13 protein-coding genes are annotated in these 18,637 nt (G+C 42.4%); 8 read left to right on the top strand and 5 right to left on the bottom strand.

Going from position 1 to position 18,637, the window contains the following annotated elements:
* The first annotated feature begins 29 nt into the window (after positions 1-29).
* The 5 genes from H8B21_RS10915 to H8B21_RS10895 all read left to right on the top strand — a co-directional run bounded on the left by H8B21_RS10915 (position 30) and on the right by H8B21_RS10895 (position 7,738).
* The gene (locus H8B21_RS10915) at positions 30-1,385 is read left to right on the top strand and encodes a TolC family protein (RefSeq protein WP_190313778.1); all 1,356 of its coding nucleotides are present in this window, start codon (positions 30-32) and stop codon (positions 1,383-1,385) included.
* 2 nt (positions 1,386-1,387) lie between these two features.
* On the top strand, positions 1,388-2,446 hold the full coding sequence (locus H8B21_RS10910; RefSeq protein ID WP_190313777.1) for an efflux RND transporter periplasmic adaptor subunit: 1,059 nt from the start codon (positions 1,388-1,390) through the stop codon (positions 2,444-2,446).
* An 11-nt stretch (positions 2,447-2,457) separates the two neighbouring features.
* Positions 2,458-5,508, top strand: coding sequence for an efflux RND transporter permease subunit (locus H8B21_RS10905; protein WP_190313776.1), 3,051 nt, complete (start codon positions 2,458-2,460; stop codon positions 5,506-5,508).
* Positions 5,509-5,803: 295 nt separating this feature from the next.
* Positions 5,804-7,030 carry an MFS transporter gene (locus tag H8B21_RS10900; RefSeq protein ID WP_190313775.1) on the top strand — a complete coding sequence of 409 codons (1,227 nt, stop codon included), beginning with the start codon at positions 5,804-5,806 and terminating at the stop codon, positions 7,028-7,030.
* A 240-nt stretch (positions 7,031-7,270) separates the two neighbouring features.
* Complete coding sequence (locus tag H8B21_RS10895; RefSeq protein WP_190313774.1) at positions 7,271-7,738, top strand: DUF2721 domain-containing protein; 468 nt, start codon at positions 7,271-7,273, stop codon at positions 7,736-7,738.
* 27 nt (positions 7,739-7,765) lie between these two features.
* On the opposite strand, the gene H8B21_RS10890 is transcribed toward H8B21_RS10895, so the two are convergent.
* Genes H8B21_RS10890 through treY form a run of 4 tightly spaced genes read right to left on the bottom strand, consistent with a single transcriptional unit; the run spans position 7,766 to position 16,373 of the window.
* A complete protein-coding gene (locus H8B21_RS10890) occupies positions 7,766-8,284 on the bottom strand; it encodes a DUF421 domain-containing protein (RefSeq protein WP_190313773.1) in 519 nt (172 codons plus the stop codon).
* Between the two features lie 29 nt (positions 8,285-8,313).
* Positions 8,314-10,143, bottom strand: a complete 1,830-nt coding sequence (gene treZ / locus H8B21_RS10885) for a malto-oligosyltrehalose trehalohydrolase (RefSeq protein ID WP_190313772.1) — start codon at positions 10,141-10,143, stop codon at positions 8,314-8,316.
* 40 nt (positions 10,144-10,183) lie between these two features.
* The gene (glgX, locus tag H8B21_RS10880) at positions 10,184-12,301 is read right to left on the bottom strand and encodes a glycogen debranching protein GlgX (RefSeq protein ID WP_190313771.1); all 2,118 of its coding nucleotides are present in this window, start codon (positions 12,299-12,301) and stop codon (positions 10,184-10,186) included.
* Positions 12,302-12,335: 34 nt separating this feature from the next.
* Complete coding sequence (gene treY, locus H8B21_RS10875; protein WP_190313770.1) at positions 12,336-16,373, bottom strand: malto-oligosyltrehalose synthase; 4,038 nt, start codon at positions 16,371-16,373, stop codon at positions 12,336-12,338.
* A 286-nt stretch (positions 16,374-16,659) separates the two neighbouring features.
* Here treY and H8B21_RS10870 point away from each other — a divergent pair, with 286 nt between their 5' ends.
* Genes H8B21_RS10870 through H8B21_RS10860 form a run of 3 tightly spaced genes read left to right on the top strand, consistent with a single transcriptional unit; the run spans position 16,660 to position 18,083 of the window.
* On the top strand, positions 16,660-17,142 hold the full coding sequence (locus H8B21_RS10870; RefSeq protein ID WP_223814965.1) for an adenylyltransferase/cytidyltransferase family protein: 483 nt from the start codon (positions 16,660-16,662) through the stop codon (positions 17,140-17,142).
* 43 nt (positions 17,143-17,185) lie between these two features.
* Complete coding sequence (locus tag H8B21_RS10865) at positions 17,186-17,623, top strand: adenylyltransferase/cytidyltransferase family protein (RefSeq protein WP_190313769.1); 438 nt, start codon at positions 17,186-17,188, stop codon at positions 17,621-17,623.
* A gap of 43 nt (positions 17,624-17,666) precedes the next feature.
* On the top strand, positions 17,667-18,083 hold the full coding sequence (locus H8B21_RS10860) for a hypothetical protein (protein WP_190313768.1): 417 nt from the start codon (positions 17,667-17,669) through the stop codon (positions 18,081-18,083).
* Between the two features lie 15 nt (positions 18,084-18,098).
* Here the strand turns inward: H8B21_RS10860 and idi are convergent, their stop codons facing one another.
* Positions 18,099-18,620: an isopentenyl-diphosphate Delta-isomerase gene (gene idi, locus H8B21_RS10855; RefSeq protein ID WP_190313767.1), complete on the bottom strand. Its 522-nt coding sequence runs from the start codon at positions 18,618-18,620 to the stop codon at positions 18,099-18,101.
* Positions 18,621-18,637 lie beyond the last annotated feature (17 nt).

Genomic DNA, 18,637 nt, shown 5'->3' with positions numbered 1-18,637 from the left:
TTTTAAACATAAACTTAACACTGTTAATAATGAGAACGGTATTCATAAGTTTGATTTTGATTTGTTTTTTAAATGGAAAAACCGTGGGTCAGGAGTCGCCTCTATCAAATTATATCGAAGAGGGGCTGGACAATAATTTGGTGCTTCAACAAAAAAACCTCTCCTTGCAGCGGGCGATGAATGCTTTACAGGTGGCAAAATCCATGTACCTACCTGCTATCGACTTAGATGTCGCATATACGCATGCAAAAGGCGGACGATCCATTAATTTACCTGTCGGAGATATGTTGAATCCGGTTTATAATACATTGAATGCACTCACGCAATCGCAAGCTTTTCCACAAATACAGAATGAAACCATCAATTTTCTACCTCAAAACTATTACGATGCGAAAGTTCGTACGATAGTCCCGCTTATCAACACCGATATTACACATAATAAGCAGATTAAAACGGATGCGGTTCGTCTACAGGAGTCAGAAGTGGGGATTTATAAACGAGAATTGATTAAGGAAATTAAGGAGGCGTATTATCAATACCTCAGTGCGCTACAGGTAGAGGGCATTTATGAATCTTCGTTGGATTTAGCCCATGAAGGACTTCGAGCCAACCAAAAGCTGTTGGATGCAGGTAAGGGATTGCCAGCTTATATTGTCCGGGCAAAGGCCGAAATTGCACAGATTGAATCCCAACGGGCAGAAGCAGAAAAAAATATAAAAAACAGCGCCCTGTATTTTAATGCACTCTTGAATAGGGCTGCGGACGCATTTATCGAACGGGATAGTACACTTTTTCTAGAGCAGAATCAGAGCTTGCAGGATGGGAGTGAAATCGATGTTTCGCAACGTGAGGAACTGCTCGCCATACAAGCCGGCATCGCAATGCAAGAATCTGTATTGCAAATGAACAAACAATATCTGGTGCCTAAAGTAAGCGGATTTCTTGATTTGGGATCGCAGGCGGAAGGCTTGAAATTTAACCAAGATTCGCGCTATTTTATGGTTGGTCTGACGTTATCCATGCCGCTCTTCCAAGGCAACAGAAATCGCTTGAAGATGGAGGAGACAAAAATCGACCTTGCCGAATCATGGAATAGGAAAGCGCAAGCAGAGCAACAACTGAGAGTGGCGGCGCAAGCTGCCCGGAATGATGTGCTGGCAGCGCTCAAAAACTATGAAAAATCGAAAGTACAGCTCGAAGCAGCGTCTACCTACCAGCGACTCATACAGCGAGGTTATAGAGAAGGCGTTAACAGCTATATAGAAACTATTGATGCACGCAATCAATATACTTCCGCCAAACTTTCTGTCAATCTCAGTCAGTTACAGGTGCTTGCGGCATTGGCTAAATTAGAACGTGAATCGGCAACCTTTCAAATTCCTTGATCATGAACAAATTCTTTAATCTTTCAGTATCTGTTATTTATTTAGCCGTATTTTTATCTTCTTGTGGTCAAGCAGATCGCAAATCGGCTATTCCGGATACGGATACCATTCCTGTAACATTGATGCGCTTACATTCGGACGGGACCGGAGCCAGTTTTGAGGCAACCGGTACGTTCACCACAGATGATGAAACACTGCTGGGTTTTAAAAATGGAGGTGTTATCGGCCGGATTTATGTTCGGGAGGGTGATCCTATTAAAGCAGGCCAGCTTCTGGCACGTGTGCACACCGATGAAATCGAGGCAAAGGCCTCACAGGCATCCTTAGCGTTGGAAAAAGCTAAACGGGATTATGAACGGGCTAGTAAACTGTATTACGATAGTGTTTCTACCTTGGAGCAGATGCAAAATGCGAAGACAGCGCTTGATCTGGCGCAACAAGATATCAGGAGCGTACGCTTCAATCAACAGTATACTGATATACGATCGACGAGCAATGGCTATGTGCTCGCCCGATTGGCACAGGAAGGGCAGGTGGTCGGCCCCGGTACGCCAGTTTTTCAAGTAAACGGGGCAAATGATGGGAATTGGCAATTGAAGGTCGGTGTATCGGATAGACAATGGGCAGCAGTCGATGAAGGAGATACCGCACGCATCTCATCGGACGCGTTGGGTGAAAGGATGTACCCTGCAATTGTACGAAAAAAATCAAAAGGATTAGATCCTAAAACAGGTACTTTTAGCGTATACTTAACGCTTGCCGATAATCCTCCTGCAAAGATAGCTGCAGGTATGTTTGGTAAAGCATATATACAACCTCGCGCTGTAAAACAAGCTACATGGTCGATTCCGTATGAATCGCTCTTAGAAGGGGATGGAAAAGAAGGATATGTATTTATAACAGATGATAGAAAAACAGCTCGAAAAGTAAAAGTGCATATTGCATCCATTCAAGCAGATGAGGTGCTAATTTCTGCTGGACTGGAAGAAGCGACAGCATTAATTGTATCAGGTAGTCCGTATTTGGTTGACGGGGCACCTATAAAAGTGATCGAGCAATAAAAACTTTCTATATGAACCTCATCAAATATCCTATTAAGAATTACCAGTTTACACTCATTATGGTATTGATGGTCGTTGTCGTTGCCATCAGTACCATGTTGACGATGCCCCGGGCGGAAGATCCAGAAATGAAGCCAGTGAGTTTTCCTGTTATTGTGGTATATCCTGGAACAAGTCCCAAAGATATGGAGCAACTTGTCGTGAAACCGTTGGAAAGCCGCTTTTACGCTTTAGATGGGATAAAACGTATCAAGACAACTATTACCAACGGAGTAGCTTTTATTTTTGTGGAGTATGTGTATGGCGAAGATTATGAGGGGAAATACCAAGAACTGATAAGGGAACTGAGTGCAGCGCAAGGGGAACTTCCAGAGAATATTTATAGTGCAGAGGTTAAGAAAGTTGATCCCACGACGGTCAGTGTAATCCAAACAGCGTTGATTTCTGAAAATGCATCGACCGCTACGATGAAACGTCTGGCAGAAGACTTAAAATCTCGCTTGGAGAAAGTGAAAGCATTGAAAGATATAGAAATCAGTGGTTTGCCAGATCAGTTGATCCGTGTAGATTTAAACTTGTCACGGCTAGCTAATTTAAAGATACCGATGGATCAGGTCGTGCAGGCGATGCAAAGTGAGAACCAAAATATCCCCGGGGGTGCAGTTGTTGCCGGGGGCAAGTCCTTCAGTGTAACCACCAGTGGCGATTATAAAAGTATCGAACAAATCAAAAATACGGTCATTTCAAGTGCAGAAGGACGAAATATCGTTCTGAACGATGTAGCCGATGTGTATCCCACATTTGGACAACCTACACATATAACTAGATTGAATGGGTATCATGCCGTGTTAGTGAATGCGGCACAAAAAGGTGGGATGAATATCAGTGATACGCAGGCAGCGTATAGTCAAGTCTTTGAAGAGTTTCGACAAACGCTTCCTACCAATGTAGACTTTATCGTGAACTTCGACCAAGCGGATCAGGTAAATAGCAGGCTAAGCGGTCTTGCGATAGATTTCGTGATTGCCATTTCGTTGGTTTTGTTTACGCTATTGCCTTTAGGCTTCCGCGCATCGTTGGTCGTTATGATTGCGATACCACTTTCGCTGGGTTTAGGACTCATTACATTAAATATCATCGGTTATTCCTTAAATCAACTCAGTATAGTTGGTTTTGTGATTGCTTTAGGATTAGTGGTGGACGACAGTATTGTGGTCGTCGAAAATATTGAGCGATGGATGCGGGATGGATATACGCGTTTGGAAGCTGCGATCAAAGGAACGCACCAGATTGCATTAGCTGTTGTCGGTTGTACTGTTACATTGGTGATCGCCTTTCTTCCCTTAATGTTTATGCCCGAGATGGCCGGCGATTTTATACGCAGTATGCCCACAGCTGTTATCGCATCTGTCGTTGGATCCATGTTTATCGCCTTGCTTGTGGTTCCTTTTCTATCGAGCAAATTGTTGAAACCTCATGCTTCCCAAGAGGGGAATGCTATTTTACGCGTGTTAAAGAAGATTATACACAGTACATACGCTGTCTGGCTAGACAAGGCGCTAAAACATCCTGCACGTACAGCCATTATCGCATTGGGTATATTCTTGGCTTCCTTGGCATTGATTCCCGTCGTTGGATTTTCACTTTTTCCAGCATCTGAAAAACCACAATTCATGATTCACGTTGCCGCACCATTACAAGGTAGTTTACAAACAACGGATAGTATAACCAGGAAAATAGAAGGGGAGCTCCATCAAATAGAGGATATTAAATTTTTTACGAGTAACGTCGGAAAAGGAAATCCAACAATTTATTACAACATGAGTCAGGCTAGCGAAAACGTAGGGTACGCTGATATTTTTGTTCAGTTGCATGACGATGTGAAAGCAAAGGAAAAGGAGTTATTGATTGAGGATCTGCGACAGAAATGGACAAATTACTTGGGGGCCAAAATTGAGGTGAAGAATTTTGAACAAGGCGTGCCCGTTATATCTCCTGTAGAAGTGCGTTTATTTGGAGATGATCTGGATACCTTACAACGTCTGGCAGCTGAAGTAGAAGCACTGTTGAAAAATACGCCGGGCAATGTGTATATAAATAACCCGTTAAAAAATAAGAAAACGGACTTACGAGTTTTAGTTAATAGAGAGAAGGCATTGGCGTTGGGAGTCCCTACGGTACGGATTGATCAGTCGGTGCGGATAGCGTTGGCAGGGTACGAGGTTGGGATATATACCGATCCCAAGGTGGATAACAACGAATATAGCATTGTGGCCACCGTTCCACGGCCAAATATGCCTGATATGACCGTATTTGACGGTATCTTCGTTAACAATGTGGAAGGAACGGCCATACCTCTTGCACAGTTAGCAACGTTAGCGTTCGAATCTTCACCGCCTAATATTTATCGTCAAGACAAAAACAGAATGGTATCTGTAAATGCTTCTGTTGCTAAAGGCTTTACCAATGATGCAGTGATTCAGGAAGTTATTAAGAAGATGGATACTTTTTCTTTTCCAACTGGTTATTCCTACGAAATGGGCGGGGAAGTAGAAAGTCGGGAGACCGCTTTTGGCGGCTTTGGTACCATTATTATGGTGACGGTATTTTTATTTATCGCTGTGCTGATTTTAGAGTTTAAGACATTTAAGAGTACGTTGATTGTTTTGTCCGTAATTCCATTAGGTATTGTAGGTGCTGTGTTAGCACTCTTGGTTACAGGCAATACGTTGTCTTTTGTCGCAACAATTGGCTTGGTGGCACTGGCGGGTATTGAAGTGAAAAATACCATCCTGTTGGTGGATTTTACGAACCAGCTCAGACGGGAGGGTGTAGCACTTAACGATGCGATTGAACAAGCAGGTGAAATCCGCTTTCTGCCCATAATCTTAACCTCGCTTACGGCTATTGGTGGTTTGTTACCCATCGCGTGGTCTAGTAATCCATTGATATCTCCGTTGGCTATCGTTATGATCGGTGGGTTGATCAGCTCAACACTGTTGTCACGGATTGTAACCCCCGTTATCTATAAACTTATTCCACCGATAATTGAAAAAGATTGATTTTTTTTCTACATTTGTCCTTATCATGAAACCTGCATGAGCTCCTACTTAGAAAAAGGCATCAATAAAATCAGTTCATGCAAGCTTCATTGCCTTATAAAACAATATACTCCAATGAAAATTACTTCTCTATATAGGGTATTAACCGTACGCAATAGAATAGCGTAAGTGCTAGGCATCCTATTATGCCTAGATATCCGTTAAAATAAGCTGTTTCGCGCTTATTTTATTCATATATACATTTTATTTTTGATTACAAAACGTTCGAAAGACTACGTTTTATACATAAAAGTTTATGCAAGAGAAAGAAAACTGGAAAAGAAAATTCCTCATTATATGGATTGGGCAGTTTATATCATTGATTACGAGCTCAGCCGTCAATTTTGCTATTATTATATGGTTAAGTATCGAGCATGGATCTGCTGAGGTGCTTGCGTATGGTGCTATCGCAGGGATGTTGCCTGCTGCGGTTATCGGTCCATTTGCTGGGATATATATTGACCGTTGGAACCGAAAGAAAACAATGATGTTTGCCGATGGCTTCGTAGCGCTGTGCACATTGGTGATGTCGATTAGTTTTTATCTTGGATACGAAAGTCTTATTCTAATATATGCTATGCTCGCGCTGCGTTCGGTAGGGTCGGCCTTCCATATGCCCGCTATGCAAGCATCCATTCCGATGATTGCGCCCGAGAGCGAGTTGTTACGCATCGCTGGTATTAACCAGATGATACAGTCAATTTCTGCAATAGCAGGTCCTGCTTTGGGAGCACTGGCGATCACGTTGTTGTCGATTGGTAATGTTTTGTTGCTGGATATTGTTGGTGCCGTGGTAGCTATCACCGCACTGCTATTTGTCTATATTCCCAACCCTGACATACCCGAAAAGGCAAAGGCCAGCTTCGCACAAGCTCGGAACGATCTAAAATTAGGCTTTAGGGCTATTTTAGATAACAAAGGATTAACATGGCTGTTTATTTATACTTCGGTTGGTACCTTTTGTATTATGCCTGTAGCTGTTTTGTTTCCATTGTTAACCTTGCAATACTTTGGTGGAGGCAAATGGGAAATGAGTATAGTAGAAATGGTGTGGGGAATTGGTATGCTGGTAGGAGGGGCTGTATTGGGAATTTTTAAACCCACCATACGAAAAGTAGTGATGATTAATATAATGAACATTGTACTTGGTCTAACGCTGTCTTTATCCGGTATTATCCCGCCCAACACCTTTTGGATTTTGGTCGGTTTGACGACTATTGGTGGCGTGGCAGCAACAATTTATAACGCAAGCTTCATGACGGTATTGCAAGAAGAGGTGCGCCCTGAAGTGATGGGACGTGTTTTCTCTCTCTATTTCAGTATGGCTATTATTCCTACTGTCATTGGTTTACTTGGAACCGGATGGGCGGCAGATTTCTTCGGGGTAAATAATATCTTCATCGCGTTAGGCGGAATTATAGCTCTTATTGGTGTGTTATCTTTTTTTAACCGCTTTATTATGGGGTTGGGAGAGAAGACTTGAGCATGAGAGAAGAAGAAAATTTCTCCTTTACGATGTTGACGTAGGATCCGCTTTGAAATCTCCACCAAAAACTCTTACTTTTAAGAAATTTTACCAAAATGAAGTATCTATTTCTCCTTTTATTGAGTATGTATTTATTATCTAGCTGTGATAAACAAAATGAAAATATCCTGCCCGATAAAATCAGCAAGCAATAAGAGGAAATATAAAATATCAATACGACGCTCGACAAATAGGAACATGATAACGTACAATACAGCAGCTTTGCTCTTCCCGGCTATCAGTTTAATTATGCTGGCTTACACCAATCGTTTTTTGGCGTTGGCGGCCTTAGTGCGGAGCTTGCATGCCAAATATCTTGAACATAATAAAAAAGGGGTATTGCAAGGCCAGATTGGAAATCTTCGTTACCGCCTTAAATTATTACGACATATGCAAGGCATGGGTGTATTGAGCTTTATAAGTTGCATCGTGTGTATGTATGGTATCTACTTAGACAACGTATTGGTAGCCGAGGTTGCTTTTGCAATGAGTCTTTTGTTTTTTACCATATCATTAGTTATTTCTTTTATAGAGATCCAGTTAAGCAACAAAGCCTTAGAACTTGAATTGAGTGACATGGAGGAACATACTGATCCTTCCTTAGTTAAATATTTAAAGAAAAAATTGGATACTCGGAAAAGGCCGGATGATAAATCGGAAGAATAAACAGATTCGTGTCTACTGACAAAAACATCATATATCAGGATTTAAATCCTTTAATGACGTAGGCTCCTCACCGGAATCTTTTTTTATAACGCTAAATGTGCCGTTTATTTCCATGATCACTGCACGGACTTCGCTCAGTTGTTCTAAGCGATAGCTTCGGATCTCCGCGAGTACTTCTTCCTTAGTGATTCTTTCCTTTTCTAAGGCTTCTTTAATGAACTCTCCATTATAAAAAAGGATAGTAGGGGTAGAGTTGATCGTTTTTTCGATTGTTTGCGAGCGTTGTGCTAAATAGGCTATCAGATATTGTAAAGATACTATGATCAGTACAGCAACCGTACCATCTAGTACAGGAACTTTGTTGAGCAACATTGACGATAAAGTTGAACCGAGTGTTACGGTGACTACAAAATCAAATGCATTCATTTTAGCCAATGTTCTTTTCCCCATAGTCCGGATAATGGCCAAAATTGCAAAATACGACACGACGGTTGCGATAATGATTTTTAATAGGTTTTTGCCGTCGCTAAAAAATATGTCTTCCATATCAATTTATTTTTAGTTAAGATGATTGCTTACTGTTTGCCTAAATCTGCACCTTGTATTATAATACCTGTTTGAGCGGGAATATGCACGAAGTTGTCAGTCCATACAGTCGGGCAAATAGCGCCCCACCTGCTTTCGGCTGTATCCCACACTTTTTCCCACGCTTTATCCTTCTGAATAGCGAAGCGCTGTATCGACGATGAAAAATTGAGTATGCAAATAAGCGTTTCTTTCGCATGCTCGAAATGTAGGATCAGTGAGTCTTTCTCCGTATCGCTACTTACACGGAGATTTTCCCTTCTTCTATTTCGAAGTACGGTATTGGACTTTCTTAAGGCAATTAAGCTTTGATAGTAGTGAAACATGCGTTGGTGGTCCGCTATATCCTTTTCCGTCCAATCCAGTACACTGTTGTTGAAGGTTTTTACATCCTGTGGGTCGGATACCTCTCCATCGCCGTGAAAATCAGAAAATTCTTCGGTGCGCCCTTTACGAACAGCCGCGATCAAATCGGGATCACTATGACTTACAAAATAAAGGAAAGGCTTTTGTGAAGCCCATTCTTCCCCCATAAATAATAGAGGTATAAATGGAGATACCATTACAGCCATGGCCATCAAACGCTGTAAATCGGGCGTAAAAAGCACACTGCTACGTTCCCCAAGCATGCGGTTGCCGACTTGATCATGGTTCTGGGAAAAAACAATGAATTTTTCTCTAGGAATCCTCTCCGTGCTGCTGCCAAAAAACTTCTGGCGATGAGTAGAATATTGACCTGTAAATACATAGGCCTGTTCATAAGCTTTTGCTAAATGTACTATGCCATTAAATTCTTCATAATACCCTTTTTTTTCTTCACCGGCAGCGACGCGCAGCGCATGGTGGAATTCGTCGAGCCACTGCGCGTCTACAGCAAAGCCGTTCTGCTCTAACGGTTCTAAGAAACGTCTATCATTCAGATCACATTCCGCTATCAGATAATGCGTCCGTCCGGTTTCACGTATTATAAGATCTGTCGTACGTCTTATATCCTGAAGTATATGAGAGGGACTGAAATCCTTGATGGCATGAACGGCATCAAGGCGAAGTGCATCGATATGAAAATCTTGGAACCACATCCGTACATTTTCACAGACGAAATCCCGTACTCCATGACTCCACGAATCATCATAATTGACAGCTTTTCCCCATGGTGTCTGATATTTATCCGTAAGATATGGGCCATATTTGTCAAGATAGTTTCCTTCCGGACCGAAATGATTATAGACAACATCCAGAATGACTGCGATACCTTCCCGGTGACAGGCGTCTACCAGCCGTTGCAGGCCTAGGGCGCCACCATAGGAGTGTTGTACAGCAAATAAAAAGGTTCCATCATACCCCCAATTTCTTTCACCAGGAAATTGGGCGACGGGCATAACCTCTATCGCTGTTATGCCAAGATTCTTGAGATAAGGCAAGCGCTCGATAATACCATTAAAATCGTGTGTCGGAGAAAACGTTCCCACATGAAGTTCGTAAATAATGAAATCACGTAAAAGCGGACAACGATAATCTTGATCGGTCCAATCAAACCTTAGATCAATAACGGCTGACGGCCCGTGTACCCCTTCCGGTTGGGAACGTGATACCGGATCTGGAAGTGCTTCACCATCAATAACAAATTGATAAAGTTGTCCAACGGTTATCTCCTTGCTTTCCGCATACCAGTATCCATATGCCTGCGCAACCAAAACAATATCTGCATTGGGTTGATAGGTGCGGCATATAACGCTTTTAGCTTTTGGTGCCCAAACCGTAATCTGTGCTTTATTATCTTTAAGAGTAACCCCTAACGGTATTATTCTCCCTGTATTCATGTGCAATCAGCGTTGTATCAATAGTAGATAAAATTAGTTCTTATACGGACATTAGGACAATAATGGAACGCCCCGGTACCTTGATGGAAGCATTGGAGGTGTATCTATCATGGGCGCCTATAGTCTCCAGATTGGTGTCTATAACCAACGTCCACTCTTTACCGTATTTTGCTTCCGGTAGTTTATAGCTAATATCCTCCCAGTAGGCATTAAATAGGATGTAAAAACTGTTGTCTACGATTTTAGTGCCGTCATCGCTTAGTGTCCGAATACCTTTGCCATTTAGAAAAACAGCTAAGGATCGGGCGAAATCATTCTGCCAATGTTCTTCTTCCATTTCCTGTCCTTCAGGGTCAAACCAGGCTATATCTTCCAGGCCGATGCCTTTTACAGGAATCCCTTGAAACCATTTTCTTCTACAGAATGACGGATGTTCATCTCGGAAAGCAATCAATTGCCGGGTAAAGTTCATAAGACTTTCATCCTTATTCTCCCAATCGAGCCACGATATTTCGTTGTCCTGACAATACGCGTTGTTATTCCCTTGTTGGGTACGTCCGATCTCATCTCCGGCAACGAGCATCGGGACACCCTGCGAGAGGAACAGCGTGGTAAGGAGATTTCTTTTCTGTTTTGCGCGTAGCTTGTTAATTTCTTCATCTTCAGTGGGACCCTCTACACCACAATTCCAAGAACGGTTATGGCTGTCGCCATCATTGTTATCCTCGCCATTTGCTTCATTATGCTTCTCGTTATAGGAAACAAGGTCATGTAAGGTAAAGCCATCGTGGGCAGTAATGAAGTTGATGCTTGCTGTCGGCTTACGGTAATCTCCCTGGTAGAGATCCGATGATCCTGTCAGCCTATCAGCGAATTCACCAAGCATGCTATCAGCCCCAGTCCAGTAATCGCGTATACAATCACGGTACTTGCCGTTCCACTCCGCCCAGCCGGGAGGGAATTCCCCAACTTGGTAACCACCCTCTCCAATATCCCAAGGTTCCGCAATAAGCTTTACCTGCGAGATAACAGGATCTTGGTGGATGACATCAAAGAATGAACTTAGTTTGTTTACATCGTACAGTTCACGGGCGAGGGCAGAAGCAAGATCAAATCGAAATCCGTCGATATGCATCTCTTGGATCCAGTAGCGCAGGCTATCCATAATCAAACGAAGAACATTTGGCAGACGCGCGTTAAGCGTATTTCCCGTCCCCGTAAAGTCCATATAATAGCGCGGATCCTCAGTCAGACGATAATAAGAAGCATTGTCAATGCCGCGGAAAGAGAGAGTCGGACCCATCTCGTTGCCTTCCCCCGTATGGTTATACACCACATCCAATATGACTTCTATTCCGGCACGATGGAGCTCCTTTACCATATTTTTGAATTCTATCACCTGTTCTCCCTGACTGCCGATGGATCCGTAACGAATATCAGGAGCAAAAAAACCAATAGTATTATAACCCCAATAGTTTGTCAGATCTTTTTCTTTAAGATGTCTATCTGTAATGAAATGATGTATGGGTAAAAGTTCTATTGCTGTTATACCGAGCGACTGGAGATAAGAAATGGTTATAGGATGGGCCAATGCAGAATAAGTACCCCTTATCTCTTCTGGTATTTCAGGATGTTGCGCCGTAAACCCCTTAACATGTGCTTCATAGATAACACTACGGTGCATCGGGATTCGAAGAGGTTTATCTCCTTCCCAGTCAAATGAGCCGTCGATCACAACACTTTTGGGAATATAGGCTGCGCTATTTTTTTCGCTAAAACTTAAGTCGGCGTCTGGGTGACCTACTTCATAACCAAATAGGGCGTCGTCCCAACGTAGTGTACCTGCTATAGCTTTGGCATACGGATCGATAAGAAGTTTGTTCGGGTTAAAGCGATGTCCTTGTGTAGGCTCGTAGGGACCGTGTACCCTGTAACCATATAGCTGCCCCGGACCAATGTCGGGGATATAAACGTGCCATACTTGATGTGTTCGTTCGTTGATCTTAATTTTTAAAGATTCCACCTCATCTGTTTCGTTTTCGAAAAGGCAGAGTTCGACGGTTTCTGCATTTTCAGCATAAATAGCAAAGTTTACGCCTTTGCCGTCATAAGTAGCTCCTAGAGGGTAAGGAGATCCCACAAGTATTTTTGTATTCATTTTTTTTATTAAAATGGTGTAGTTAATATAATATCTATATTCGATCGTATAATTCCATATACAGTCGCATTTTTGTTCTGATAGTTTCACCGAAAGCGTCGTGTGGCGCTATCCAGCTCCAATTGCCTATTGCACCAGCTGGATTGTTCATGCGGTGCGTTCCCGGAAGAGATAAGAGATCCTGCAGCGACACAATTACGGTATCCGCTACCGATGCATATGCCATCTTTAGTATTGTATCGGCGATGTTCGTTTGATCGACAGCAATAGATGTATATTGTGATAGGCGCTCTTTAGCTGCGTTATCTAGTTCGTCATTAAACCAACCCACGACAGTATTGTTATCATGTGTACCGGTATATGCAATGAAATTTCGGTCATAATGATGCGGAATATGGGGTGACGACGCCGTATTATCGCCAAAGGCAAACTGAAGAACTTTAGTTCCGGATAATTGAAAAGTATCCCGCAGCTCGTAGACTGCGTCGTCAATGTCGCCGAGATCTTCTGCAACAAAAGGTAATTTACCCAATTCAGCCTGTACCTTAGTGAAAAAATCTTTTCCCGGGCCGGGTTTCCATTGACCGCTTTGTGCCGTCTTGTCCTGGGAGGAGACCTCCCAATACGCTGCGAACGCTCTAAAATGGTCAAGTCGGACCTTATCAAAAAGCTTGCAGTTATGTGCTAATCTTAGTATCCACCATTCATAGTTATCCTGCTTGAGTGCTTGCCAATCGTATACAGGCATTCCCCAGAGCTGGCCTTCCGCATTGAAATAATCCGGTGGTACGCCGGCCACGGAGTGGAGACTTCCGTCCGTTTCCAACGAAAATAAATGTGAGTTTGCCCATACATCCGCTGAGTCGTGCCCCACATACATGGGAACGTCTCCTAAGATACGCACGCCACGTTCCCGGCAATACATTTTCAATTTTTTCCATTGCCTAAAGAAAATATATTGCGTCCATTTTTCTTCGAGAAGTTGAGAATGATGTTCGGTTTCAAATTTGGCAAGCGCCTGTGGATTACGTGATTTCAACGGGTCCGGCCACGTAAACCAAGGAGCATCTGAATAAGCGTTCTGTAAAGCGACAAATAATGCGTAGTCATCCAGCCAATATGCTTCTTCCGCACAAAAAGATTTAAAATCATGGTTATTGGCAAGATCCGCCCGTTCAAATGCTAGGTGTAGCCATTCTCTTTTTACGGATTCGACCCTCGCGAAATCAACTTGTGCACGTCTACCAATAGTCGCCTTTTCTAGTTCTTTTTGCGTCAGCAGACCGTCGTCTGCTAGTGCCTCTAAGCTTATTAATAAAGGGTTGCCCGCCATTGCGCTCCGGGTACTGTAGGGAGAATAGCATTGGGATTGGGAAGTAGGCCCTAAAGGTAATATCTGCCACCAGCGCTGCCCGCTGGACTGGAGGAATTGAACAAAATCATATGCTCCCCGCCCGAGATCGCCAATGCCAAAGCGAGAAGGCAGCGAGGTGATATGCAACAATACGCCCGCGCTTCTAGGATTCGGTGGTTCGCTGTAACGAACGACGGCTATGGGCAAATCCTTAAAAACAGACGATAGCTTTAAAGCTGTACTCTCTCCTTTGACGGGGCGTAGTAGATGCTGCCAGCGTACCGATAATCTGTTTGGCAAAAAAACGGCGGTATCTTCCCAATCGAATTCGTGAGCTGCAGAGGTTCGCATTTCCTCGATAGCGGCCAGATGGAGAGGTATGATAACCACCAGCCAATCTTGTTGATATTTACGGGCGTAAGCCAATATATGCTCGCTATATTTTCCTTTCACCTCTAAAGGGATATATTCTCCTTCTGTAAATATCGTGTGATATTTCTTACGAAGAGTGAGCAAAGTGTTCAGTAACCAAAGTTTGATCTTACCGTTATACCGCTGTTTCCAAAGTATGGGAAGGACATTGTCGTTATCTAACTCGTCGATTTCCTGTAGATATCGTTGCCGGATAGCATAATCAACTTGGCGTCTGTTATCAGGATCAACAAAGCTCAGATCCCAGAGTTCTGTACCTTGATAAGTATCCGGTACGCCCGGGCAGGTGAGTTTTAATAACAGCTGGGCTAGCGAATTCATGATGCCAAAGTCTATCATGCGTTTTAAATAAGCATGAAAAACGGGGAAGAAAGGACGCTCCTTATCTGTCAGAAATTGGGCAAAATGCTGAACACGCTGTTCGTAGGTTTCGTCTGGTGTCGCCCAATCAGAATGTTCTTTCCCTTCCCTTAAGTACTTTGTCAGGTAATTTGAAAACCGTTCCTCAAAATCATCCTCCGGACAGCCGGGCATCGGATAGGAACCAAATATCGCTTGATAGACAGCGTAAATGTCATTAGGATATGGTAGATCTTCCTCATAATGTTCTTCTACAATTTTTTGCCAGGTATTAACCTGTTCAACCCAGGCTTCAGGCCAAGCCGTCAGCACTTGAAGGCGGGCTCTCGCATCTTCACCTCGTTTGGTGTCGTGTGTAGCGGTAGTATTGAGCGTAGAAGGCCATGATGCTTGCCGTTTCTGCATCGCGTCGTGGAAGGCAGCAATGCTGATACCAAAATTTGCCGGATGATCACCGACTTCGTTATGGCCAATGAATCGATTATATGTGTACATGAGCGTATCTTCGACGCCCTTTGCCATTACAGGTCCGGTGAATTGCATGCAACGCTGGAAGAAAATCATCGCGTTATTGCGATAAACGAGATCCGGTTCGTGTTGTGCCCGCGTGATAACGTCCCGTAATCTTTCTGTTCCTTGAATATTATTCACCTCTTTCTGCAATATCAAATCAAAAATAGCCATGGTTGCACGATACGCCTCTGTACCGAATGGGAAGTTTTCCTCGTAAAGGCGGTATACCGGAAAATATACCAAGAATGCCTGTATAGCCGGTCGAAGCTCCTCCGCAGCAATAGGAGGGTTACCAAGATCAAGCTCTAGATCTAAAAATAATTGGCATAGGTTGTCAACTTCCCCCTGCATATGCTGGGATAAAATCGCCTTTTTTTTCTCTATTTGTTGATCTGCTAAGGAGACGCGCTTCCCCACCAGTTCGTCGTAAAATTGAGTAAGAAGTTTCTCACTACTGCTGTCTGTACCGACGTTATTACACATTGCTAGAAAATCATAACCGGTCGTGCCTTGAATGGGCCAATTATGGGGAAGATTTTCCCCATGTTCTAAAATCTTTTCCGCGACGATATAAGTATCCGATCTACAGATTTTCCGCAGATCTCTTAAATATTTAGTAGGGTTATGAAGACCATCTATATGATCGATCCGGAAGCCGTCCACAATTTGTTTCTCGAGCAGTTCTCTCACAAAGCGATGCACGTCTTTAAATACATCATCATCCTGTACATTCAAACAGATCAATCCGTTGATGGTAAAGAAACGCCGGTAATTTATGCGCTGATCTGTTTCTGTCCAATGGCAGAGTTGATAATGCTGCTTGAATAATATATCCAGTAATTTTTCTTTATTGTCATTGATGTCATCCAAACATTGGTTTATTTCATCATAAGAGGCTGGGTTAATCGGCAGCCTATAATCAAAATAAGTAAAGTACAACTGCTGATTGTCAATTGCAATGGTAATTTCACCGGATTCGACGGTTTCCATCAGATCCTTTCCAAGGATAGGGATCATCAGTTTCCCTTTTTTAAATAATATACTGTGGTGGACCGTATCGAAATAAGTGCTGTATGGGGATAGATCACCATATTCCAGAACATCCATAAGCCAACGATTTTCATGGTGAAAGGCCATGTGGTTTGGAACGATGTCTTGCAACCACTTTATATTAAGGGCGGTGAGTCGCGCTTTCAGTTTTATCAGTTGCTCCAGTGTTCCCAGTTCCGGGTTGATCTTGTTAAGATCCGTTCCATCATAGCCGTGCACACTACCTGGGCTTGCTTGGAGGATAGGGGAAGCATAAATGGTATCAATACCCAGCTTATGCAGGTAGTCCACTATCTGTTCGAGATGTTGAAAAGTGAAATTTTGATTAAACTGGATACGGTACGTGCCGCTCGGTATGTCCATTATAGTTTCGCTAAAATAAAGTTATCTTGAAATGGGGGAGATATTGTGATTTACTCCCACGTATATTGAACGTTGAATAGATGGTTTAGTTTGGAGAAAAGTAAGCATTTAGTCATAAAATAATAAAAAGAAAAATTTTCAAAACGAGATTAACGTAACGGTGTTCTCTATATACCTATGTGAAACCGAAGTGTGAGTAATACCTACGCAATATTATTTACGTCGAGTTCCCATCAGCTATTTGAAAGAAACTGAATAGATGCATTTGAAACTAAAATAATTTACCATGATGAAAATAGGAATAACTTTTTCTGCTTTTGACTTGTTGCATGCAGGACACATAAAAATGCTTGAAGACGGCAAAGAACAGTGTGACTTCCTTATCTGCTGTTTGCAGACCGACCCTACCTTAGACCGTCCGGAAAAAAATAAACCCACGCAGACGGTTTTTGAACGTTACATGCAATTGCGGGGATGCAAACATGTAGACAAGATTATTCCGTATGCTACCGAACAGGATCTGGAAGATATACTGCGTTCTTACAAAATCCACGTACGCATTTTAGGGGATGAGTATAAGGACAAGAATTTTACGGGAAGGAAGTACTGCGAAGAAAAAGGCATTGAGCTTTATTTTAATCGCAGGGAAAATCGGTTCTCCAGTTCGTCATTACGTAAAATCATTGCGAAGAAACAACACGAAGAACCGGCTTCCATTGTTCATCTAAAAGAAAATATAGAGTTGCCATTACAGCGACTAAATGCATAAAACACCTGGAGTAGAGGAGTAATAGTACGTTAACAGTGAAAAAATGAAAATAGGAATTATTTTTGGTGAATTCGACCTTTTACATCTAGGTCATCTCGTCATGTTGGAAGAGGCTAAACGGTATTGTGACCATCTAATCGTCGGATTAAAAACAGATACCAAGGAACGGGATCAAAGTAGTTCGCATCCGGCGCAAACTGTTGTCGAGCGGTTCATTAAACTAGAAGGTTGCAGGTACGTAGATGAAATTATCCCTTACGGTTCAGACGAAGAATTAATGGATATGTTGCAGTCCTTGCCTGTCGATATACGATTTGTGGAAGGTATGGTATCCCATTTTCCTGGAAAAGACTATTGTGTAAAAGAGGGGATCGAAATTCATTATACAAAGCGTAAACATCGCTTTACAAGCGATAGGCTACGAAAGGTCGTGACGGAGAAAGAACTTAAAAAAGAACAGCTGGTTAAAACAATTAATTAGTTGTTCCGTAAATAAGAATAACCAACATTTTTAGATACTAGATATGAACAGAATAACAGTAGGCATTGTAAGCAATAATAGGCGGTTGCGGGTAGCATATAGATTATTGTTGGAGCAGGAGGCTAATTCCAACGTAGAGATTTTGTGGGATACACTATTGGGCGAGGATGTAAAGGCATGCCAAATGCAATACGGGCAGCCGGACATTCTCTTGGTTGATTATGAAGGAGCTTGCAACCAAACTTTCGGTTTAGAGGATCTGAAACTTATTTTCTCCGAAAGCAGTTTCTTGCTTATCTGTGACGATTGTGAACAAAGTCGAAGTAAGGAACGGGGCGTAACACTGCGTCAATTTATTGTTTCAAAGTATTGCTCGGTACAAACATTATTATCGGTCATTTCAAAGGCGGTCTTGTCGGTCATGTTATCTAAAAGACAAGTAAGAACAGGGATTGTTTAATGTACCTGTTACATTTCAATCTATTTTCAGATTATGCATTACCATTGGCAGGGCTACCTTAAACCAATACGTGTAATTTTCTGGATTTTGGCTAATATCGGTTAAGATATCGTTCAAGTCCATCCATTTATAATCTTGAACTTCGTCTTTGTTTATTTTCGGTTCCTCATCGGAGTAACCGATACAAACGTAGTCGTATTCATTCTCTATCAAATTGTTTTCGACTTCGATTTTATAAATAAACGAATGGGAAAACTCCAAATCACATTTCAATCCCATTTCATACGCTAAGCGCTCTGCAGCACTCAACAATACATCTTCATCCCATTGAGGGTGAGAACAACAAGTATTTGTCCAAAGCCCAGCGCCGTGGTATTTATGATTTGCTCTCTGCTGTAAAAGCAGTTTGCCTTTATCGTTAAATATAAATACCGAAAATGCCCTATGAAGGTGACCTTGTTTGTGGGCTTCCAATTTTTCCATTTCACCAAGTGCGACGTCGTTATCGTCTACTAATATGACTTTATTTCTTTCCATTATTGCAGTTTAACATG

The organism is Sphingobacterium chuzhouense (assembly GCF_014692525.1).
GTDB lineage: Bacteria > Bacteroidota > Bacteroidia > Sphingobacteriales > Sphingobacteriaceae > Sphingobacterium > Sphingobacterium chuzhouense.
This window is presented reverse-complemented; position numbering and strand designations above follow the sequence as displayed.